The organism is Terribium retamae (assembly GCF_022347545.1).
GTDB lineage: Bacteria > Pseudomonadota > Alphaproteobacteria > Rhizobiales > Rhizobiaceae > Mesorhizobium > Mesorhizobium retamae.
The window spans coordinates 76,832-95,670 of the sequence record NZ_JAKREW010000005.1; the positions used below are offsets into that span (position 1 = coordinate 76,832).

The following is an 18,839-nucleotide window of genomic DNA, read 5'->3' on the forward strand; positions in this document are numbered from 1 at the left end:
GGGGATTGCCACACGGATGCAATTGCCGTATCCAAAATCTGTAACGTTTCAGATTTTGGGAGGAATCGGAATGCGACGTATTTTGACGGCTGCCGCGCTGGCAGCTGGAACGGCTTTAGGTTTCGCCGGAGCCGCTTATGCGACGGATCTGGAGGTCACGCATTGGTGGACCTCGGGTGGCGAGGCAGCCGCGGTCGCCGAACTCGCCAAGGCTTTCGACGCCACTGGAAACAAATGGGTGGATGGTGCCATCGCCGGCTCCGGCGGTACGGCTCGCCCGATCATGATTTCACGCATCACTGGGGGCGATCCAATGGGCGCCACCCAATTCAACCATGGCCGGCAGGCCGAGGAACTGGTGCAGGCTGGATTGATGCGCGACCTCACCGACATCGCCACCAAGGGCAAGTGGACGGAAGTGGTTCGTCCGAAGGGGCTGCTCGATTCCTGCACCATCGACGGCAAGATCTACTGCGTGCCCGTCAACATCCACTCCTGGCAATGGCTGTGGCTCTCCAACGAGGCCTTTGCCAAGGCCGGTGTAGCGGTGCCGAAGAACTGGGACGAGTATGTCGCGGCCGCACCTGCGCTGGAAAAGGCCGGCATCGTGCCGCTCGCCGTGGGTGGCCAGCCCTGGCAAACCTCGGGCGCCTTCGACGTGCTCCTGCTGGCGGTTGGTGGTACCGACGCTTTCCTCAAGGTCTACAAGGACAAGGATGGCGAGTTCGCCGGCGGAGCCGAGATCGCCAAGGTGTTCAAAGCGGCCGACGATGCCCGCAAGATGTCCAAGGGCACCAATGTGCAGGATTGGAATCAGGCCACCAACATGGTCATCACCGGCAAGGCCGGCGGACAGATCATGGGCGACTGGGCGCAAGGCGAGTTCCAGGTGGCCGGGAAGGTTGCCGGCAAGGACTACACCTGCCTGCCCGGTCTCGGCATGAGCAATGCGCTCGCTACGGGCGGCGATGCCTTCTATTTCCCGCTGCTCAAGGATGCCGAAAAGGCCAAGGCGCAGGAAGTGCTTGCGGAAACGCTGCTCGACCCCAAGACGCAGGTCGCCTTCAACCTGAAGAAGGGTTCGTTGCCGGTGCGTGGCGACGTCGATCTCAATTCCGCAAATGATTGCATGAAAAAGGGCCTCGACATCCTCGCCAAGGGCACCGTGATCCCGTGGACGGATCAGTTGCTTTCGCAGGATACGCAGAAGCAGAAGGAGGACCTGTTCTCCGAATTCTTCGCCAAGCCGGACCTGACCGTCGAGGATGCGCAGAAGCGCTTCGCCGACATCGTTTCCAGTGCCGACTAGGACAGACCCGATAGCGGTTCTGCCCTGATCCTGTCTCCCCCGATCCTCCCGGGTTCCGGTCTGCCGTTTGCTTGGCGGACCGGAATTCCCGGAGGTCCAACGCATGGCATCCACAATGAGCAGTGCAGCCAAGCGCCCGAGCAGACTGTTCCGCAACCTCAGCGCCAAGATCGCCTCGGTGCCGATGATCCTCACCGCGCTGGTGGTGTTCGTCGGCGGCACGTTGTGGACCGTGCTCTATTCCTTCACCAATTCGCGGCTGTTGCCGCGGCTCAAATTTGTCGGTCTCGACCAGTATGAGCGACTTTGGGCAACGCCGCGCTGGCTGGTGTCGATCGAGAACCTTGCGATCTACGGTGTCCTGTCGCTGATCTTTTCGCTGGTGATCGGCTTCGTGCTGGCGGCGTTGCTCGATCAGAAGATCCGCTTCGAGGACACGTTCCGCACCATCTTCCTCTACCCCTTCGCGCTTTCCTTCGTTGTCACCGGCGTGGTCTGGCAATGGCTGCTCAATCCTGATTTCGGGGTGCAGGCGGTGGTGCGCTCGCTGGGTTGGGAAAGCTTCGCCTTCGACCCGCTCTACAACTCCAGCATCGTCATCTATGGCGTGCTCATCGCAGCACTCTGGCAAGGCACCGGCTTTGTAATGTGCCTGATGCTGGCGGGTTTGCGCGGCATTGACGAGGACATCTGGAAGGCCGCGCGGGTGGACGGGATTCCGGCCTGGAGAACCTATCTCTTCATCGTCCTGCCGATGATGCGGCCTGTGTTAATCACCACGCTGGTCATCATCGCCGCCGGCATCGTCAAGGTCTATGATCTCGTGGTGGCGCAGACCAGTGGTGGGCCCGGTATCGCCTCCGAAGTGCCGGCCAAATATGTCTACGACTACATGTTCTTCGCGCAGAATCTCGGCCAGGGCTTTGCTGCCTCGACGATGATGCTGCTGTCGGTGGCCATCATCATCGTGCCCTGGGCCTATCTCGAGTTCGGGCGGAGGCGCTGACGATGGCGATGTCGCAGACGCTTGCCACAGACGGCCCACGGGGGCCGAAACCGCGCCATACCTTCTCCAAGCGCAACATCTTCATCTACGGCACACTGTTCGTGGTGGCCGTGTACTACCTGCTGCCGCTTTATGTGATGGTGGTGACGTCCCTGAAGGGCATGCCCGAAGTCAGGCTCGGCAACATCTTCTCGCCGCCGCTGGAGATCACCTTCGAGCCCTGGGTGAAAGCCTGGGCGACCGCTTGCACCGGCTTGAATTGTGACGGACTTTCACGCGGCTTCTGGAATTCCGTGCGCATCACCGTGCCGTCGGTGATCCTGTCGATCGCGATCGCCTCGGTGAATGGCTATGCGCTGGCGAACTGGCGCTTCAAGGGCTCAGAGCTGTTCTTCACCATCCTGATCATCGGCGCGTTCATTCCCTATCAGGTGATGCTCTATCCCATCGTCATCATCCTGCGCGAGATCGGACTCTATGGCAGCCTGTCGGGGCTGGTCATCGTGCATTCCATCTTCGGCATGCCGATCCTGACGCTTCTCTTCCGCAATTATTTCGCATCACTGCCGGAGGAACTGTTCAAGGCGGCACGCGTCGACGGCGCCGGCTTCTGGAGCATCTATCTGCGCATCATGCTGCCAATGTCGGTGCCGATCTTCGTCGTTGCCGTCATCCTGCAGATCACCGGCATCTGGAACGACTTCCTGTTTGGCGTCGTCTACACGCGCCCCGAAACCTATCCGATGACCGTCCAGCTCAACAACATCGTCAATTCGGTGCAAGGCGTGAAGGAATACAACGTCAATATGGCAGCGACGCTGCTGACCGGCCTTGTGCCTCTCGTCGTCTACTTCATCTCCGGCAAACTGTTCGTGCGCGGCATCGCCGCCGGCGCGGTGAAAGGGTGAGCATGAGTGCAGCCGCCAATCCCAGTGTCTCGATCCAGGACCTGACGCTCAGTTTCGGCACGGTCTCAGTGTTGCAGTCGCTCAACCTCGACATCGCCGAGGGCGAGTTCATCGTGCTGCTCGGGCCATCCGGCTGCGGCAAGTCCACGCTGCTCAACTGCATTGCCGGCCTGCTCGACATTTCCGACGGTCGCATCTTCATCAAGGGCAAGAATGTCACCTGGGAAGAGCCGAAGGACCGCGGCATCGGGATGGTGTTCCAATCCTACGCGCTGTACCCGCAGATGAGCGTGGAAAAAAACCTGTCCTTCGGCTTGAAGGTGGCGGGAACGCCGAAGGAGGAGATCGACAAGCGCATCGCACGTGCGGCCGAGATCCTGCAGATCGAGCCGCTGCTGCAGCGCAAGCCGGCAGCGCTTTCCGGTGGCCAGCGCCAGCGCGTGGCGATCGGCAGGGCGTTGGTGCGCGATGTCGACGTCTTCCTGTTCGATGAACCCTTGTCCAATCTCGATGCCAAGCTGCGCTCCGAGCTGCGCGTTGAAATCAAGCGGCTGCACCAGCGGCTTGCCAACACCATGATCTATGTCACCCACGACCAGATCGAGGCGATGACGCTGGCCGACCGCATCGCGGTCATGCGCGGTGGTGTCATCCAGCAACTGGACGCGCCGCAAGCGATCTACAACCGCCCGGTGAACCGCTTCGTCGCCGGCTTCATCGGCTCGCCCGGCATGAATTTCATCGATGGCAGGCTGGAAGAGGTTGATGGCGGCTGGCGCTTCGGCACCGGTGACCTGATTGTCCCGCTTTCAACCTATGGCTTCGACAAGCAGCCCGTCGCTGGGCCGGCGGTGTTTGGCGTGAGGCCGGAACATATCGGCCTCAATTCCGGATCCGGCTGGCCGTTTTCGGCGAAAGCAGCCGTCGATGTCGTCGAGCCCATGGGTTCCGACACGCTGGTCTGGCTGCGGCTTGGAGCGCAGAGCCTTTCAGTACGCGTGCCTTCCGAGCGTGCCCCACAAACCGGCAGTCAGGTCGAGATCGGTTTCGATCCGATGCGCGCTTCGCTGTTCGGCGAAGACGGCAGCCGGCTGTGACAGCCAAGGAAATTCCCACCAAGCATCCCGAAGCAGAATGGACAGATAAAATGGACTGGTCATTTCAACTCTACAGCGCTCGTAACTTTCAGCCCTGGGACAAGGTGCTGAAACTGCTGGGCGACCTCGGTTACGCGCAGGTCGAAGGTTATGGCGGCGTCTACGACGACCCGAAAGCCTTCCGCGCGGAGCTCGACAAGAACAAGCTTGCCATGCCAACCGGGCACTTCTCGATCGACGCGCTGGAAACGGATTTCGATGGTGTACGCAAAACCGCCGATGCGCTGGGCATCGGACTGCTGATCTGCCCTTATCTGGTCGCGGAAGCGCGCCCGACGGACGCTGCCGGCTGGCGTGGGTTCGGTGAACGGTTGGCCAAGGTCGGCGAGACAGCGAAGAAGGCTGGTTATGGCTTTGCCTGGCACAACCACGATTTCGAGTTCAAGGCGCTGCCGGACGGCTCGGTGCCGCAGGACCTCATCCTATCGTCGGCGCCCGATATCGGTTGGGAGATGGATGTTGCGTGGGTGGTGCGCGGCGGCGGCGATCCGCTTCCGTGGATCGAGCGGCATGGGAAGCGCATTGTGTCCGTCCACGTCAAGGATATCGCCAAAGCGGGGCAGGGATTGGACGAGGACGGCTGGTCGGATGTCGGTCACGGCACCATCGACTGGCCGCATCTGTTCAAGACGCTGCGCGCAGGCAGCGACGCCCAGTATTTCATCATGGAGCAGGATAACCCGAACGATATCGAGCGCTTCGCGCGCCGGTCGATCGAGGCTGCCAGGGCTTTCTAGGAGAGGGACGATGGCAAAGAAACTTGGGATCGGCGTCATCGGCGCCGGCAACATTTCGGCGGCCTATTTCAGACTGGCGCCGCTGTTTCGCGGCATCGAGATGCGGGCGTGCGCGGATATCAATATGGATGCTGCAACGGCACGAGCGAAAGAGTTCAAGCTGCGCGCCGAAACTGTCGACAATCTGCTGAAGGCCGACGATATCGACATCGTCGTCAATCTCACCATACCCGCCGTCCACTACGATGTGTCCAAACGCGTGCTCGATGCCGGCAAGCATGTCTATTCGGAAAAGCCGTTCGTGCTGTCGCTGCAGGAAGGGCTCGATCTGCGCAAGCGCGCCGAGAAAAAAGGCCTGCGCATCGGTTCGGCGCCCGACACCTTCCTCGGTGGCGCACATCAGTTGGCGCGCAGTCTCATCGACGAGGGCAAGGTCGGCGCGATCACCGGCGGCACCTGCACGGTGATGAGCCATGGCATGGAGCACTGGCATCCCAACCCGGACTTCTTCTTCCAGCCGGGAGCCGGCCCCGTGCTCGACATCGGACCTTATTATGTCACCAACCTGATCCAGTTGGTCGGACCGGTGCGGCGGGTGGCGGCCTTTGCCTCGATCCCGGCCAAGGAGCGCATTATTTCGTCCAAGCCGCGCGCCGGCGAGAGGATCCCGGTCAATACCCCGACCACAATCCATGGCTTGCTCGAATTCGCCAACGGTGCGGTGGTGACGTTGAACACCAGTTGGGATGTCTGGGCCCATGGTCATGCGCCGATGGAGCTCTACGGCGAGAAAGGTACGCTCTATGTGCCGGATCCCAATTTCTTCGGTGGCGATGTTGCCTACACCAAGGAAAGCAAGGCCATCAAAAAGCTGCCGAATTGGCCACACCCGTTCTCGGTGCTGAACGAAAAACACTCGCAAGGTATGATGGCGAACTACCGGACGGCCGGCCTTGCCGACATGGCGCTGGCCATCATGGAGGGTCGCCCGCATCGCTGTTCGATGGAGTTGGCGCTGCATGCGGTCGAAGTGATGACCAGCCTGCTCAAATCGGCGGAGACCGGCAAGTTTGTCTCCATGCAGACCACCTGCGAACGACCGGCGGCGCTGGGCGTCAAGGAGGCCAAGGCGCTACTGGCGAAAAAGTAGACCTTCATCGGGCGGCGGTTTGTATGCGCCGCTGATTGGAGCAGGCCGCGATCTCTCGGAGACGGCCATCTTTTGTGTTGACGCAATTCCAGTCGGAAACCGCTGCACACTTTGCCTGGAATTGCTCTATAGCTGCGTCCTTCGAGCTTGCTTCGAAGGACGCATTCGTTTGCGTGAAACCCGCCAAAGGACCGAGACATGCCTTACGCTCCCGCCGCCGATCGCTACCAGTCTATGATCTACAACCGCTGCGGCCGTTCCGGCCTGAAGCTGCCGGCCATCTCGCTGGGACTGTGGCATAATTTCGGGGAGGATACGCCGCATCGGGTCAAGCGTGCCATCTGCCAGAAGGCTTTCGACCTCGGCATCACGCATTTCGATCTGGCGAACAATTACGGCCCGCCGCCCGGCTCAGCCGAAATCGCTTTCGGCGAGATCCTGCGCAGCGATTTTGCTGGCCTCCGCGACGAGATGATCATCTCGAGCAAGGCCGGCTACGACATGTGGCCCGGCCCGTATGGCGAATGGGGCAGCCGCAAATATCTGCTCGCCAGCCTCGACCAGAGCCTGAAGCGGATGGGACTGGACTATGTCGACATCTTCTATTCGCATCGCTTCGATCCCGATACGCCGTTGGAAGAAACGATGGGTGCGCTCGACCATGCCGTGCGTTCGGGCAAGGCGCTTTATGCCGGTATCTCCTCTTATAATTCGCAGCGTACGCGTGAGGCCGCCGACATCCTCAAGCAACTCGGCACGCCCTGCGTCATCCACCAGCCGAGCTATTCCATGCTGAACCGCTGGGTCGAGGACGACGGCCTGCTCGATACGCTGGAAGGGCTTGGCGTCGGTTCGATCGTGTTCTCGCCGCTGGCGCAAGGCATGCTCACCGACAAATATCTGAACGGCGTGCCGGCAGGCAGCCGTGCCACGCAGGGCAAGTCGCTGCGCGAATCCTTCCTCAACGAGCAGACGATCACCAACATCCAGGCGCTCAACGGCATTGCCAAGAAGCGCGGCCAGACGCTGGCACAGATGGCCCTCGCATGGGTGTTGCGTGGCGGTCGTGTAACCTCTGCCTTGATCGGCGCCAGCCGTCCGGAGCAGGTCGAGGATTGCGTCGGCGCACTCAAGAACCTCGACTTCAGCGACGCGGAGCTCGCCGAGATCGACAGCTATGCGCGCGAGGCCAACATCAATCTGTGGGCGGCCTCCGCTGAGAGGCCGGGACCAGCACGTAAGTAAGCGGCATCAGTCATGCGCGGGACGGTCCGGACACGATCCGGGCCGTCGCTTTTCTCAAGACGATGGCAAAACCGTCGTTTCATGCTTATTTCTGAGGCGGACGGCCTGCCGAGCGAGCCGGCCGAAGTGCGCGGGGCACAGGTATCGAAAGCGGGATCATGACGGCAAGGAACGTGCTGACCAAGAACCAGCAGAGCGTGCTGGAAAAACTGGAAGCGGCCAATGCGCCGCTCAGCGCCTACACGCTGCTCGACCAGTTGCGCGAGCGCGGTTTCCGTGCGCCGCTGCAGGTCTATCGTGCGCTCGATACGCTGATGAAGGAAGGCTATGTGCATCGGCTGGAAAGCCTGAACGCTTTCGTCGCTTGCTCGGACCCGCACGATCATGGCCATACGCATGGTCACAGCCATGGCATGACCGCCTTTGCCATCTGCGACAATTGTGGTCAGGTCACCGAGTTCTGCGATGAGAAAATTGGAGAACGCCTGGGCGAATGGGTCGGCTCGGCCGGCTTCGTTGCCAAGAAGGCGGTGATCGAGTTCCGAGGTACTTGTGCCAAGTGCCGGGCGGAAGCAGCGTAGCTTCGAGCTTCCAGCTATTGCGGCGGGAACGTGAGTATTATCGCCACCAATGCGGCGATCAACGCCGGGCCGAGAATATAAAAAACAGTGCGGACCGCCCCGTAACGGGCCTGGGCGGGCTGCCGGGCCGGCACGTCGCGTGCCATCACAAATCCCGTCACTGCCCCCGCGGCTGCCATGCCGAAAGTGCTCAGGACTACGAGGTCGGCAAGATGTTCGCCTGAGGATGGCGTCGGCGCTAGCGCCGACCACAAGGCAACGGCCAGGAAGCCGAAGCCAAGGCCGAAGAATGCTAGACCAAGGACAATCTCGAAGCGCCTCGTCATGACCCAAATCATTTCATGCTTGAAATAGGTCGCGCCTTCTACCAGCCAGTAAAATAATTTCTAGTTAAGAGTGTAGACGAGCGCGCGCTACAATCGCGCTTGGTGAACACACCCTTGCTGCAGCCAATCCGCGCACCTCATCGTCAGGCGATGTGGTTCAGGCTGTGCCCCGCTATCCGCCGGCGTGCCCCTGATATTGCGGCAAGTCGTCGGTGATGGTGAACCAGGGCGCCTTGGAGCCGACGAAGATGTGATGGTTCGGACGGATGGTCGGTTCATCGATCAGCGTGCCCATCGGAATATGGACAAAGGCACCCTCCCGCACCACGGAATAGAGCAGCGAGCCGCAGCGGCCACAATGCCCGTTATGGGAGCTGTCATGGGCGGTGTCGTCGCCATAGATCAGCAGCCTGTCTCGATCGGTGACCAGACGAAATTTCTCCCGCTCGATACCGGCGAAGGGTTTGAAGGCCGAACCTGTCGTGCGTCGGCAATCCGAGCAATGGCAGTTGGCTGCATAGGCAAATGCGTCCTCGACTTCGTAGCGAGAAGCCTTGCAGAAGCAGCCACCGCTCAGCCAGCGGGTCACGCCTTCTGATCGGCTGCGCGTCAATGCGCTTCGTCCCAATTGTCGGCTGCGCGGGCGTCGACCTGCAGCGGAACCGACAGTGCAACCGCCGGCATGGCAGCATTCTCCATGACCTCGCGCACGACCGGAATGGTCGCCTCGACCTCGCTTTCGGCGGTTTCGAAGATCAGTTCGTCATGTACTTGCAGCAGCATGCGGGCTGATAGGCCTGCGTCTTCAAGCGCCTTGTCGACGCGGATCATGGCGCGGCGGATAATGTCAGCGGCCGTGCCTTGCAGGCGGGCGTTGGTCGACGCGCGTTCGTTGAAAGCGCGGATGGACGGGTTGGAGGAACGGATCTCGGGGTAGTGGATTCGACGGCCGAAAATGGTCTCGACATAGCCCAATTCGCGCGCCGATGCCTTGGTGGATTCGATGTAATCGCGAATGCCCGGGAAACGCTCGAAATACTTCTTGATGTAGTCGGAAGCTTCCTCGCGCGGAATCGAAAGCTGGTTGGCGAGGCCAAAGGCCGAAATGCCGTAGATGATGCCGAAATTGATCGCCTTGGCGCGGTTGCGGATTTCGCGCGGCATGCCTTCGACCGGCGTGTTGAACATCTCCGAAGCCGTCGCGGCATGAATGTCGTCGCCATTGGCGAAGGCCTGCTTCAGCTGAGGAATGTCGGCGACATGGGCAAGCACGCGCAGTTCGATCTGGCTATAGTCGGCCGAGATCAGCTTGTTGCCTTTGTCGGCGATGAAAGCCGTGCGGATCTTTCGGCCTTCGGCAGTGCGGATTGGGATGTTCTGCAGGTTCGGTTCAGACGACGAGAGGCGTCCCGTCGTGGTGGCTGCGAGCGCATAAGACGTGTGCACGCGCTTGGTCGACGGGTTCACATATTCCGGCAGCGCATCCGTATAGGTCGATTTCAGCTTGGTGACCTGGCGCCAGTCGACGATCTTTCGCGGCAGCTCGTAACCTTCCGCTGCGAGTTCCTCGAGCACCTGCGCCGTGGTCGACCACTGGCCTGACTTCGTCTTGCTGCCGCCGGGCAGCTTCATGCGGTCGAACAGGATGTCGCCAAGCTGCTTGGGCGAGCCGATGGTGAAACGTTCGCCGGCGACCTGATAGATTTCATCCTCGAGTGCCGCCGCGCGCTGCGCGAAATCGCCTGATAGCCTCGACAACATCTGCCTGTCGACGGAGATGCCACGCTCCTCCATCTTGGCCAGCGTCTCCACCAACGGCCGTTCGAGCCGTTCATAGACAGAAGCCAAACGCTTGGCAGCGAGCTGAGGCTTCAGCACCTGCCACAGCCGGAACGCCACATCGGCGCCCTCAGCCGAATAGGACGTCGCGCGGTCGATCTCGACGAAAGCGAAGGTCACCAGCTTCTTGCCGGAGCCCACGAGGTCCTTGTAGGGGATCATCGCGCGACCGAGCCACTTGTCGGCCAGCGAGGCGATGTCGTGGCCGCCAGCGGTGCCGCCGTCGAGCACATAAGAGAGCAGCATCGCATCATCATAGGGCTGCATCAGCAGGCCATGCCGCCGCAGCACCAGCCAGTCATATTTTACGTTGTGGCCGATCTTGAGCACCGAGGGATCGGCAAGCAGCGGCGCAAGCGCATCGCGCGCGGCCTCGAACGAGATCTGTTCCGGTGCCATGCCGCCGCCGAGAAGGTCGTCATCGGCGGTTCGGTGCGCGAGCGGCACATAGGCAGCACGGCCGGGCCGCGTCGCCAGCGAGAAGCCCACCAGTTCCGCCTGCATGGGATCGAGCGATGTCGTCTCCGCACGGAAGGCGACAGTGCCGGTCTCCCTGGCTTCCGCGATCCAGGATTGCAGCGTGGCCACATCGCGGACGCAGACATAGGCGGTCGGATCGAACTTCGCCACCGCAGCTTGCTGGATCCTGGTCGCGACCAGCCCCGATACGGTACCTTCGACATTGCCTCGGCTGGAGTCCATCGCTGCGGTCGCGGACTGCTCGACAGCCGGCTGGGTCTGCGCACGGGCAGCAGCCGGCGCGCCGGCGCCGACATCCGGTCCGTGCGCGGCATCGCCAGTTTCGATCGTCAACGCGGCAGCGTCGATAGTGGCAACATCGCTATCGGTCGCCTCGGCGACCCGCCGTGTCAGGGTCGTGAACTCCATCGCCTTGAGGAAGCCGATCAGTCGCGGACCGTTCGGTGGCTGCAGCACCAGGTCGCCGAGGGCTTCAACAACTGGGACATCATTCTTCAATGTGACCAGATCGCGTGAGATGCGAGCCTTGTCGGCGTTATCGATAATTGCTTGGCGGCGCTTTTCCTGCTTGATCTCGCCCGCGCGGGCCAGCAGCGTGTCGAGATCGCCGAATTGCTCCAGAAGCTGCGCTGCTGTCTTCGGGCCGATGCCAGGCACGCCCGGTACATTGTCCACCGAGTCGCCGGTCAATGACTGCAGATCGATCATCTTCTCCGGGGGTACGCCCCATTTCTCGATCACTTCGGGGATGCCGATCTGCCGGTCCTTCATGGGGTCGTACATGCTGACGGTCGGGCCGACCAACTGCATCAGGTCCTTGTCGGAAGAGATGATGGTGGTATCGCCACCGGCCTCGCACGCCAGGCGGCAATAGGTGGCGATAAGATCGTCGGCCTCGAAACCTTCCATCTCGATGCATGGCAGATCGAATGCGCGGGTGGCCTCGCGGATGAGGCCGAACTGCGGAATCAGATCTTCCGGCGGGGCCGAGCGATTGGCCTTGTACTCCGCGTAAAGTTCATTGCGGAAGGTCTTGGACGAATAGTCGAAGATCACGGCGAAATGGGTTGGTGTGATGCCGACATTGGTGTTGCGAGCATCCTGCATCAGCTTCCACACCATGTTGCAGAAGCCGAGCACTGCGTTGGTGGGCAGGCCGTCCGACTTTCGGTTCAGCGGGGGCAGGGCGTGATAGGCGCGGAAGATGTAGCCCGAGCCGTCGACAAGGAAGAGATGATCGCCTTTTTTCATGGCGATACGGGTAGCCCGGCAACAGGCGGCTGTCCATGGTTTAGGGCGCTGTGCCGCCGTCTCCTGACATTCTTCGAACAGCTTTCGGCAAGCGGTTCTTCAGGCAGTCACGACAGCTTGTTCGGGCTCGACACTCGCTTTGGCTGCTTTGCGGTTCTTGGATTTATGGCCGATCTCGACGATCGCCTGGATGGCCGGCATGAATTCGGCGCCGAGATCGGTCAACCCGTATTCGACCGAGGGTGGCGAGGTCGGCATGACGCGCCGCCACAGCACGCCTTTTTCCTCCAGATCACGCAGCCTGGACGTCAGCACCTTGGCTGAAATCGCCGGGATGTCGGCCCGTAGTTCACCGAAACGGCGCGGCCCGGCGCTGAGGCACCAGATGATGTTCGGCGTCCAGGCTCCGCCCAGCAGCGACATGCATTCGCTGAGGGGGCACGAGTAGGGCGGTGTAACGGCCTTGTTCTTGCGGAGCTTGAGCATCGGGTTTTCCAGTTACCGCGGAGATACCCGATTCAGCCGATCACCTCAAGTTACATGGTTTCCCTGGGTTACTGCATTTGCTAGCCGTTCGGGCGTTCATTCCTGAAAGGGGACGCTTCATGAAACTTTATTATTCTCCCGGGGCCTGTTCGCTGTCTCCGCACATCGTGTTGCGAGAACTTGGCCATGATTTCGAGCTCGAGAAGGTCGATATCCGTGCCAAGGTCACCGAAAGCGGCGGTGATTTCCGGGCGATCACGCCGAAGGGCTACGTGCCTGCGCTGCAATTGGCAAACGGCGAGGTACTGACCGAGGGCGTCGCGATCGTCCAGCATCTGGCCGACGCAGCCGGTGCGCGCCATCTGGCGCCGGAGCCGGGAACCCTGGCGCGTACCCGCCTCGTGGAGCATCTGAATTTCCTCTCGGCGGAAGTGCACAAATCCTTCGGCCCTTTGTTCCACGCCTCGTCGGAAGAGGCGAAGGAAGCCGCGCGGACGAAGGTGGCCAGCCGCCTCGATCTTCTGGAACAGGTCTTTGCCGATGGACGCGACTTCCTGATGGGTGAGGGCTTCTCGGTTGCAGACGCCTACCTGTTCACCATCGTCAGCTGGGCGCAGCCGACCGGCATTGACCTCGCCAAATGGCCCCGTGTTGCTGCCTTCGCCGAGCGCGTCGCGCAGCGTCCGGCCGTTCAGGCGGCGATGGCCGCCGAAGGATTGGGGAAGGCGGCATGAGAATCCAGGCTTCCCACGGGTCTGCCTATGCGGATGTCGCGGAGGCACTCGCCGACTATTTCGACGGGCTTTATTTCAGTGACACCGCAAGACTGAGCCGCATTTTCCATCCGCAGGCGATCTATGCCTGCGCCACGGAGGGCAAGCTCCTGCATCTGACGATGCAGGAGTATTTCCCGATCGTCGACAAGCGGCCGTCGCCTGCCAGTCGGAACGAGCCGCGAGTTGATCATATCTTGTCGATCGAATTCGCTGGGCCGGTCACGGCCTTCGCGCGGCTGAATTGCGCGATCGGCCCGAAACTTTTCACCGACCTGCTGACCCTTATCCATGTCGACGGTCGTTGGCAGATCATCTCCAAGGTCTTTCATTTCGAACTGAAATCTTCCTGACGCGAGAAAAACGCCATGCCTTATGTCAATATCAAGATCACACGCGAGGGCGCGACGGCCGAGCAGAAGGCTGCGCTGATCAAGGGTGTGACCGATCTCCTCGTCGAGGTGCTGCACAAAAATCCCGCCACCACCGTGGTTGTCATAGACGAGGTGGAGATGGAGGATTGGGGCATCGGCGGGCTTCCGGTCGAGCGATACCGACAAATGATTGCCCGCCCATCAGCAAAAAGCTGAATGCCTTGGCAGCCGCGGTGATGTCTGCGTTGTCGGCAAAGGACGGCCGGCTTGTTCCGGCCGGAAATGGCCGATCACGACACCTCACGGCTATGTTACGAAAGTGTAATGTTTGTGCCCTTGAATCGCCATGTTCGGCTCCACAAATAAGGGTCATCGGCAGTTTTCGCCGAGGTCCGGAACAAGGCCCGTCCCCCGCCTACGCCGGACATCTGCGGCAGCCTTTCCCCCTCTCCGGGCTGCCGCATTGTTTCGAGTAGCGCCGCCGTGGTTCCCCCTCCACCACGGCGGCACTTTTTTGGGAGCAGGATCATTACCGAAATCCAGCAGAAGACGGTGAGCACAAAGACCCCGAAAGCGCGGAAGCGCCGCGCCCTGTTGCTCATCAACCAGAAAGCCCGCCGCGGCGACATGCCGCTTGACGGCATTCTCGAAAGATTGCGCGCCGGCGGACTGGACGTGACAGTCGAGCCGTTCTCGGCGCTTCCGGAACTTGCCCGCGACATCACAAGACTGCGCGAACAGGCAGATTGCATCATCATCAGCGGTGGCGACGGCACTGTGTCGTCCGGTGCGATGGCGGTGATGGAGAGTGGGCTGCCGATGGGCATTCTGCCGATGGGTACAGCCAATGACCTTGCCAGGACGCTAGGGCTGCCGATGGACATCATGCAGGCCGTCGACGTCATCGTGGGCGGCTACGAACGCCGGATCGATCTGGGTTCCGTCAACGGGCACGCTTTCTTCAACGTTGCCAGCATCGGCCTCTCGACGCAGTTGGCTCAAGGGTTGCAACCGTCGCTGAAAAAGCGCTGGGGCCGGTTAGGCTATGCGATCGCGGCAGCGCGTGTGCTGTTCAAGGCGCGACCCTTCACCGCCTGGATCCGCGAGAAGGGCGAGACGGTGCGGGTCAAGACCTTCCAGATCGCCGTTGGCAATGGACGTCACTATGGCGGCGGCAATGTCGTGGAGGCGAGTGCGGCAATCGACGATGGGTTCCTCGATCTTTACAGCCTCGAGATGCGCAATGTCTGGAAACTGGCGCTGCTGCTGCGCTCCTTCCGGTCCGGTACCCACGGAGCCTGGAATGAAGTGAGGACGGCGCGCTGCGTGCAGTTCGACGTCACCACCAAGATACCGCAGCCGGTGAACACCGACGGCGAGATCGTCACCTCGACGCCTGCCTCCTTCCTTGTCCATCCCGAAGCGATCGCTGTCTATGCGCCGCCGGGCACCGACGACTGAGAGGTTGCCTCAGAAATTGCAGGGATGACGGAACGGTGAGCCAGATGGTTCCACCGGTTCCCTTCGAAAGCCTCTTCCATTAGGGTCGCCGCGGAATCGCCCTTAGATCAGAAGGCCCGCAATGACCGCTCTCAATCCCGTCCTCGACCGTCTCGACAAAAACCTCGACCAGAGCCTCGAGCGGCTGTTCGAGTTGTTGAAGATCAAGTCGATTTCCACCGATCCTGCCTTTTCGGCCGATTGTCGCAAGGCAGCGGAATGGCTGGTGGCGGATTTGAAGTCGATCGGCTTCGATGCCTCTGTGCGCGACACACCTGGCCATCCGATGGTCGTCGCTCATCACGAAGGCCCGGTGGGTACGCCACATGTGCTTTTCTACGGTCACTATGATGTCCAGCCGGTCGATCCGCTCAACCTTTGGCACGACGATCCATTCGCGCCGGCGGTGAAGGAGATCGAATCTGGCCGCAAGGTCATTACCGGCCGCGGCTCCGCCGACGACAAGGGACAATTGATGACCTTTGTCGAGGCTTGCCGTGCCTGGAAGGCGGAGCATGGTTCGCTGCCTTGCCGCATCACCATCCTGTTCGAAGGAGAGGAGGAGAGTGGTTCGCCGTCGCTGAAGCCTTTCCTCGACGCCAATGCCGAGGAGCTCAAGGCGGATTTCGCGCTGGTCTGCGATACCGGCATGTGGGATCGTGAAACCCCGGCTATTTCGACGGCGCTGCGTGGCCTCGTCGGCGAGGAGATCGTCATCAAGGCCGCCAATCGTGACCTGCATTCGGGCGAATTCGGCGGTGCCGCTGCCAATCCGATCCGTATCCTGACCAGGATCCTGGCGGATATCCACGATGAGACCGGCCGCGTCACCATCCCGGGCTTCTATGATGGTGTCGAAGAGACGCCCTCGCAGGTGCTCAAGTCCTGGGAAGCACTTGGCGAAACAGCCGAGACTTTCCTCGGCCCGATCGGCCTCTCTATTCCGTCCGGCGAAAAAGGGCGTTCGGTGCTGGAACTGGTGTGGGCGCGCCCGACCGCCGAGTTCAACGGCATCAACGGTGGCTACACCGGCAAGGGCTTCAAGACGGTGATCGCGGCCGAAGCCTCGGCAAAAGTCTCTTTCCGTCTCGTGCACAAGCAGGATCCGGACAAGATCCGGGCAGCATTCCGCAAATTCGTCGAGGACCGGTTGCCGGCAGACTGCTCCGCCGAGTTCCATCCGCATGGCGGTTCGCCGGCGATCCAGCTTTCCTATGACTCGCCGTTCCTGACCAAGGCCAAGAATGCGCTGTCGGACGAATGGCCGAAGCCGGCGGTGATGATCGCCATGGGTGGCTCAATCCCGATCGTCGGCGATTTCCAGACTTTCCTCGGCATGGAATCGCTGCTGGTCGGTTATGGCTTGTCGGATGACCGGATTCACTCGCCGAACGAGAAGTACGATATGAGCTCTTTCCATAAGGGACAGCGCTCCTGGGCGCGCATCCTCGACGCGTTGACCCGCTGAGAGCACCGGCCATGAGCACCATCCGCTTCCATAAGAACGATCTGCCCGATCTCAGCCACTATGATGTCGATGCTGTCGCCATCGACACCGAAACGCTGGGGCTTAACCCGCATCGTGACCGGCTTTGTGTGGTGCAGATATCGCCCGGTGACGATTCAGCCGACGTCATCCAGATCGCGCCCGGCCAGAAGAGGGCGCCGAACCTGGTCAGTCTGCTGAAAAACCGCAAGATCACCAAGCTGTTCCATTTTGGCCGCTTCGACCTTGCCGTGCTCTACAACGCCTTCGGTGTCATGCCGGAGCCGGTGTTCTGCACGAAGATCGCATCACGGCTAGTGCGTACCTACACCGATCGCCACGGGCTGAAAGACATTTGCCAGGAATTGCTGGCAGTGAGCCTGTCGAAACAGCAGCAATCTTCCGACTGGGCGGCAGAGACGCTGTCGCCCGAGCAGCTCGAATATGCCGCTTCCGACGTGCTCTACCTGCATCGGCTGCGCGATGTGCTGGCCGGACGGTTGGAGCGGGACGGCCGCGCCAAGGAAGCCGAAGCCTGCTTCCGCTTCCTGCCGACCCGTGCCAAACTCGATCTCATGGGCTGGGACGAAGAGGATATTTTCGCCCACAGTTGAGGGCCGATGGAGGCTGGAGAATGGCTGAAAGACAACCGATCGAAACCGCACCGAAGGACGGCTCCAGGGTGACCGTCTATTGGACCGACGGCGACGGCGTGTTGAACGAATCCATTGCGCAATATCGTTCCGCCGAACGCCTCAAGGCACTTGGCGGCGACGTCAATCCTGGCGATGTCGGCTGGTGGGCGGCGATCGACGGTCACACCCAGAAGAAGATCGAACCGACGAGCTGGCGGCCCTCTTCGAACGACGAGGACGACGACGCCTAGCCCATCGGCAGGCCGCAGGTTAAAGCGCGCTTGGCTTTTTCCTCCCGGTTGAACTATCGTCCCCGCATTGCAACCGGGGCCTGATTCGCAGCTTCGCCTGGTTTTGGCCCATGTTCGAGAGGGACTGCCATGGGTGTCGAAAGTCTGATTGTCTTCCTCATCATCGGCGCGATCGCCGGCTGGCTTGCCGGCCTGATCGTCAAGGGCTTCGGCTTCGGCCTGATCGGCAACATCGTTGTCGGTATCGTCGGCGCCTTTATCGCAGGCTGGCTCTTTCCGGCTCTCGGCATCAGCCTGGGCACCGGCATTGTCGCCTCGATCATTCACGCCGCAATCGGCGCGATCATTCTTCTGGTGCTGATCAGGCTGGTCAAGCAGGCTTAACGCCTGCCTTGGGCGACAAAGTCATGCGGCCATTCCCAGGACGGTGTTCCGGGAATGGCCGTCTTATTCGAAATGAATTGCAGAATTGTGCCCCTTTGAGACGCACAAGGGGCCAAATAGGTGATATGCCGATGATGTCTTAGGCGCTTCTGCGCATTGGCCTTTCATGGCTGTGATCGACCACATAGTGGCCAATCCTCTCATCAACCAGCATGCCGCTGATGCGGATGAAACCGGCAAAGGAGCGCCGCGCGTCATCTGTGCTGATTTGTCCTGCTTCGGCAGCGAGACAACAGTTCATCGCGCAGTTGAAAACAGGGCCGCGACGCCCTGCTGGCCATTCACGCAAAAATGCGATCGCTTCGGCAACGCCTTCGATTTCTTGGATCGGATGGCCTGGTCCACGCGAAAGCCGCACCGGCACGACAAATTGCAGGCGGTTCATTGGCTACCTCCCAGACATTAGAACACCGCGCACCCGGTCGGATGCACTAGGGACGCTCTAACACTTTTGAACCAGCACTTGATCTCACCAAAAATCGATCTCGATTTCCAGGATCATGCGCCGGAACAATTCACTCTACTCCTTTGGTGGAAGAGGGAAAGGGCACGCACGCAGGATTGATCGGCAGATTCAAAAATTGATCTGTCGCACTTCCATTGAGGCCTGTCGAAGCGTTTAAAAATTGAACGGCCCGCTGCAGGGGGTGTTGCAGCGGGCCGTTTACAGGACATGGAGGGACATGCCTGACTTCGTGCGGACGAAAACTCCTCAGGAAGTACGCCTCAACGGCCTGTTCCCGGCAAAGTTCCGTCGATCGCAATCACAAAAGAGTGACGGAGTCTGGTTTTTCAGAGTAGTTGACACTCCCCGGCTAAAGGTCGGTCCAACCATAAGCTTTTGATTTTCCTTTATTTCGATTTTTAGGCTCTTAACCCGCCTTTAAACTGCCGCATCTAA

General features: G+C 60.7%; 21 protein-coding genes. 16 read left to right on the forward strand and 5 right to left on the reverse strand.

Annotated elements, in window-relative coordinates:
• The first annotated feature begins 70 nt into the window (after positions 1–70).
• The 8 genes from L4923_RS07900 (at position 71) to L4923_RS07935 (ending at position 8,093) form a co-directional block, all read left to right on the forward strand.
• Positions 71–1,309: an ABC transporter substrate-binding protein gene (locus tag L4923_RS07900; RefSeq protein ID WP_239363349.1), complete on the forward strand. Its 1,239-nt coding sequence runs from the start codon at positions 71–73 to the stop codon at positions 1,307–1,309.
• Between the two features lie 103 nt (positions 1,310–1,412).
• Positions 1,413–2,315 carry a carbohydrate ABC transporter permease gene (locus tag L4923_RS07905; RefSeq protein WP_239363351.1) on the forward strand — a complete coding sequence of 301 codons (903 nt, stop codon included), beginning with the start codon at positions 1,413–1,415 and terminating at the stop codon, positions 2,313–2,315.
• Between the two features lie 2 nt (positions 2,316–2,317).
• A complete protein-coding gene (locus tag L4923_RS07910; protein ID WP_239363352.1) occupies positions 2,318–3,223 on the forward strand; it encodes a carbohydrate ABC transporter permease in 906 nt (301 codons plus the stop codon).
• Between the two features lie 2 nt (positions 3,224–3,225).
• Entirely contained in the window at positions 3,226–4,320 is a 1,095-nt protein-coding gene (locus tag L4923_RS07915; RefSeq protein WP_239363355.1) for an ABC transporter ATP-binding protein, read from the forward strand.
• A gap of 50 nt (positions 4,321–4,370) precedes the next feature.
• Positions 4,371–5,117, forward strand: a complete 747-nt coding sequence (locus L4923_RS07920; protein WP_239363357.1) for a sugar phosphate isomerase/epimerase family protein — start codon at positions 4,371–4,373, stop codon at positions 5,115–5,117.
• A gap of 10 nt (positions 5,118–5,127) precedes the next feature.
• A complete protein-coding gene (locus tag L4923_RS07925) occupies positions 5,128–6,267 on the forward strand; it encodes a Gfo/Idh/MocA family protein (protein ID WP_239363358.1) in 1,140 nt (379 codons plus the stop codon).
• Positions 6,268–6,465: 198 nt separating this feature from the next.
• Complete coding sequence (mgrA, locus tag L4923_RS07930; protein WP_239363360.1) at positions 6,466–7,512, forward strand: L-glyceraldehyde 3-phosphate reductase; 1,047 nt, start codon at positions 6,466–6,468, stop codon at positions 7,510–7,512.
• 158 nt (positions 7,513–7,670) lie between these two features.
• A complete protein-coding gene (locus L4923_RS07935) occupies positions 7,671–8,093 on the forward strand; it encodes a Fur family transcriptional regulator (RefSeq protein ID WP_239363362.1) in 423 nt (140 codons plus the stop codon).
• 14 nt (positions 8,094–8,107) lie between these two features.
• On the opposite strand, the gene L4923_RS07940 is transcribed toward L4923_RS07935, so the two are convergent.
• The 4 genes from L4923_RS07940 to L4923_RS07955 all read right to left on the reverse strand — a co-directional run bounded on the left by L4923_RS07940 (position 8,108) and on the right by L4923_RS07955 (position 12,475).
• The gene (locus L4923_RS07940) at positions 8,108–8,419 is read right to left on the reverse strand and encodes a hypothetical protein (RefSeq protein WP_239363364.1); all 312 of its coding nucleotides are present in this window, start codon (positions 8,417–8,419) and stop codon (positions 8,108–8,110) included.
• Between the two features lie 172 nt (positions 8,420–8,591).
• The gene (locus tag L4923_RS07945; protein ID WP_239363367.1) at positions 8,592–9,008 is read right to left on the reverse strand and encodes a GFA family protein; all 417 of its coding nucleotides are present in this window, start codon (positions 9,006–9,008) and stop codon (positions 8,592–8,594) included.
• Between the two features lie 20 nt (positions 9,009–9,028).
• Positions 9,029–11,989, reverse strand: coding sequence for a DNA polymerase I (gene polA, locus L4923_RS07950; RefSeq protein ID WP_239363370.1), 2,961 nt, complete (start codon positions 11,987–11,989; stop codon positions 9,029–9,031).
• Positions 11,990–12,088: 99 nt separating this feature from the next.
• Complete coding sequence (locus tag L4923_RS07955; RefSeq protein ID WP_239363373.1) at positions 12,089–12,475, reverse strand: winged helix-turn-helix transcriptional regulator; 387 nt, start codon at positions 12,473–12,475, stop codon at positions 12,089–12,091.
• Between the two features lie 119 nt (positions 12,476–12,594).
• Here L4923_RS07955 and gstA point away from each other — a divergent pair, with 119 nt between their 5' ends.
• The 8 genes from gstA to L4923_RS07995 all read left to right on the forward strand — a co-directional run bounded on the left by gstA (position 12,595) and on the right by L4923_RS07995 (position 17,878).
• On the forward strand, positions 12,595–13,209 hold the full coding sequence (gene gstA / locus L4923_RS07960) for a glutathione transferase GstA (protein ID WP_239363376.1): 615 nt from the start codon (positions 12,595–12,597) through the stop codon (positions 13,207–13,209).
• Positions 13,206–13,601: a nuclear transport factor 2 family protein gene (locus L4923_RS07965; RefSeq protein WP_239363378.1), complete on the forward strand. Its 396-nt coding sequence runs from the start codon at positions 13,206–13,208 to the stop codon at positions 13,599–13,601. Before gstA ends, L4923_RS07965 begins: the two co-directional genes overlap by 4 nt.
• 15 nt (positions 13,602–13,616) lie before the next feature.
• Positions 13,617–13,838, forward strand: coding sequence for a tautomerase family protein (locus L4923_RS07970; protein WP_239363380.1), 222 nt, complete (start codon positions 13,617–13,619; stop codon positions 13,836–13,838).
• Positions 13,839–14,174: 336 nt separating this feature from the next.
• The gene (locus L4923_RS07975; RefSeq protein ID WP_239363381.1) at positions 14,175–15,083 is read left to right on the forward strand and encodes a lipid kinase; all 909 of its coding nucleotides are present in this window, start codon (positions 14,175–14,177) and stop codon (positions 15,081–15,083) included.
• A gap of 121 nt (positions 15,084–15,204) precedes the next feature.
• The gene (locus L4923_RS07980; protein WP_239363382.1) at positions 15,205–16,590 is read left to right on the forward strand and encodes a M20/M25/M40 family metallo-hydrolase; all 1,386 of its coding nucleotides are present in this window, start codon (positions 15,205–15,207) and stop codon (positions 16,588–16,590) included.
• 11 nt (positions 16,591–16,601) lie between these two features.
• Entirely contained in the window at positions 16,602–17,222 is a 621-nt protein-coding gene (locus L4923_RS07985; protein WP_239363383.1) for a ribonuclease D, read from the forward strand.
• Between the two features lie 20 nt (positions 17,223–17,242).
• Positions 17,243–17,494, forward strand: coding sequence for a hypothetical protein (locus tag L4923_RS07990; protein WP_239363384.1), 252 nt, complete (start codon positions 17,243–17,245; stop codon positions 17,492–17,494).
• A 129-nt stretch (positions 17,495–17,623) separates the two neighbouring features.
• Positions 17,624–17,878 (forward strand): GlsB/YeaQ/YmgE family stress response membrane protein, encoded by a 255-nt coding sequence (locus L4923_RS07995; protein ID WP_239363385.1) that lies wholly within the window; start codon positions 17,624–17,626, stop codon positions 17,876–17,878.
• A 139-nt stretch (positions 17,879–18,017) separates the two neighbouring features.
• Here L4923_RS07995 and L4923_RS08000 read toward each other — a convergent pair whose 3' ends face one another.
• Entirely contained in the window at positions 18,018–18,323 is a 306-nt protein-coding gene (locus L4923_RS08000) for a DUF982 domain-containing protein (RefSeq protein WP_239363386.1), read from the reverse strand.
• Positions 18,324–18,839: the final 516 nt, after the last annotated feature.

Coding starts and splice junctions, on each gene's coding strand:
- L4923_RS07900 (WP_239363349.1), top strand. CDS start 71: ATGCGACGTATTTTGACGGCTGCCGCGCTGGCAGCTGGAACGGCTTTA.
- L4923_RS07905 (WP_239363351.1), top strand. CDS start 1,413: ATGGCATCCACAATGAGCAGTGCAGCCAAGCGCCCGAGCAGACTGTTC.
- L4923_RS07910 (WP_239363352.1), top strand. CDS start 2,318: ATGGCGATGTCGCAGACGCTTGCCACAGACGGCCCACGGGGGCCGAAA.
- L4923_RS07915 (WP_239363355.1), top strand. CDS start 3,226: ATGAGTGCAGCCGCCAATCCCAGTGTCTCGATCCAGGACCTGACGCTC.
- L4923_RS07920 (WP_239363357.1), top strand. CDS start 4,371: ATGGACTGGTCATTTCAACTCTACAGCGCTCGTAACTTTCAGCCCTGG.
- L4923_RS07925 (WP_239363358.1), top strand. CDS start 5,128: ATGGCAAAGAAACTTGGGATCGGCGTCATCGGCGCCGGCAACATTTCG.
- mgrA (WP_239363360.1), top strand. CDS start 6,466: ATGCCTTACGCTCCCGCCGCCGATCGCTACCAGTCTATGATCTACAAC.
- L4923_RS07935 (WP_239363362.1), top strand. CDS start 7,671: ATGACGGCAAGGAACGTGCTGACCAAGAACCAGCAGAGCGTGCTGGAA.
- L4923_RS07940 (WP_239363364.1), bottom strand. CDS start 8,419: ATGACGAGGCGCTTCGAGATTGTCCTTGGTCTAGCATTCTTCGGCCTT.
- polA (WP_239363370.1), bottom strand. CDS start 11,989: ATGAAAAAAGGCGATCATCTCTTCCTTGTCGACGGCTCGGGCTACATC.
- L4923_RS07955 (WP_239363373.1), bottom strand. CDS start 12,475: ATGCTCAAGCTCCGCAAGAACAAGGCCGTTACACCGCCCTACTCGTGC.
- gstA (WP_239363376.1), top strand. CDS start 12,595: ATGAAACTTTATTATTCTCCCGGGGCCTGTTCGCTGTCTCCGCACATC.
- L4923_RS07965 (WP_239363378.1), top strand. CDS start 13,206: ATGAGAATCCAGGCTTCCCACGGGTCTGCCTATGCGGATGTCGCGGAG.
- L4923_RS07970 (WP_239363380.1), top strand. CDS start 13,617: ATGCCTTATGTCAATATCAAGATCACACGCGAGGGCGCGACGGCCGAG.
- L4923_RS07980 (WP_239363382.1), top strand. CDS start 15,205: ATGACCGCTCTCAATCCCGTCCTCGACCGTCTCGACAAAAACCTCGAC.
- L4923_RS07985 (WP_239363383.1), top strand. CDS start 16,602: ATGAGCACCATCCGCTTCCATAAGAACGATCTGCCCGATCTCAGCCAC.
- L4923_RS07990 (WP_239363384.1), top strand. CDS start 17,243: ATGGCTGAAAGACAACCGATCGAAACCGCACCGAAGGACGGCTCCAGG.
- L4923_RS07995 (WP_239363385.1), top strand. CDS start 17,624: ATGGGTGTCGAAAGTCTGATTGTCTTCCTCATCATCGGCGCGATCGCC.
- L4923_RS08000 (WP_239363386.1), bottom strand. CDS start 18,323: ATGAACCGCCTGCAATTTGTCGTGCCGGTGCGGCTTTCGCGTGGACCA.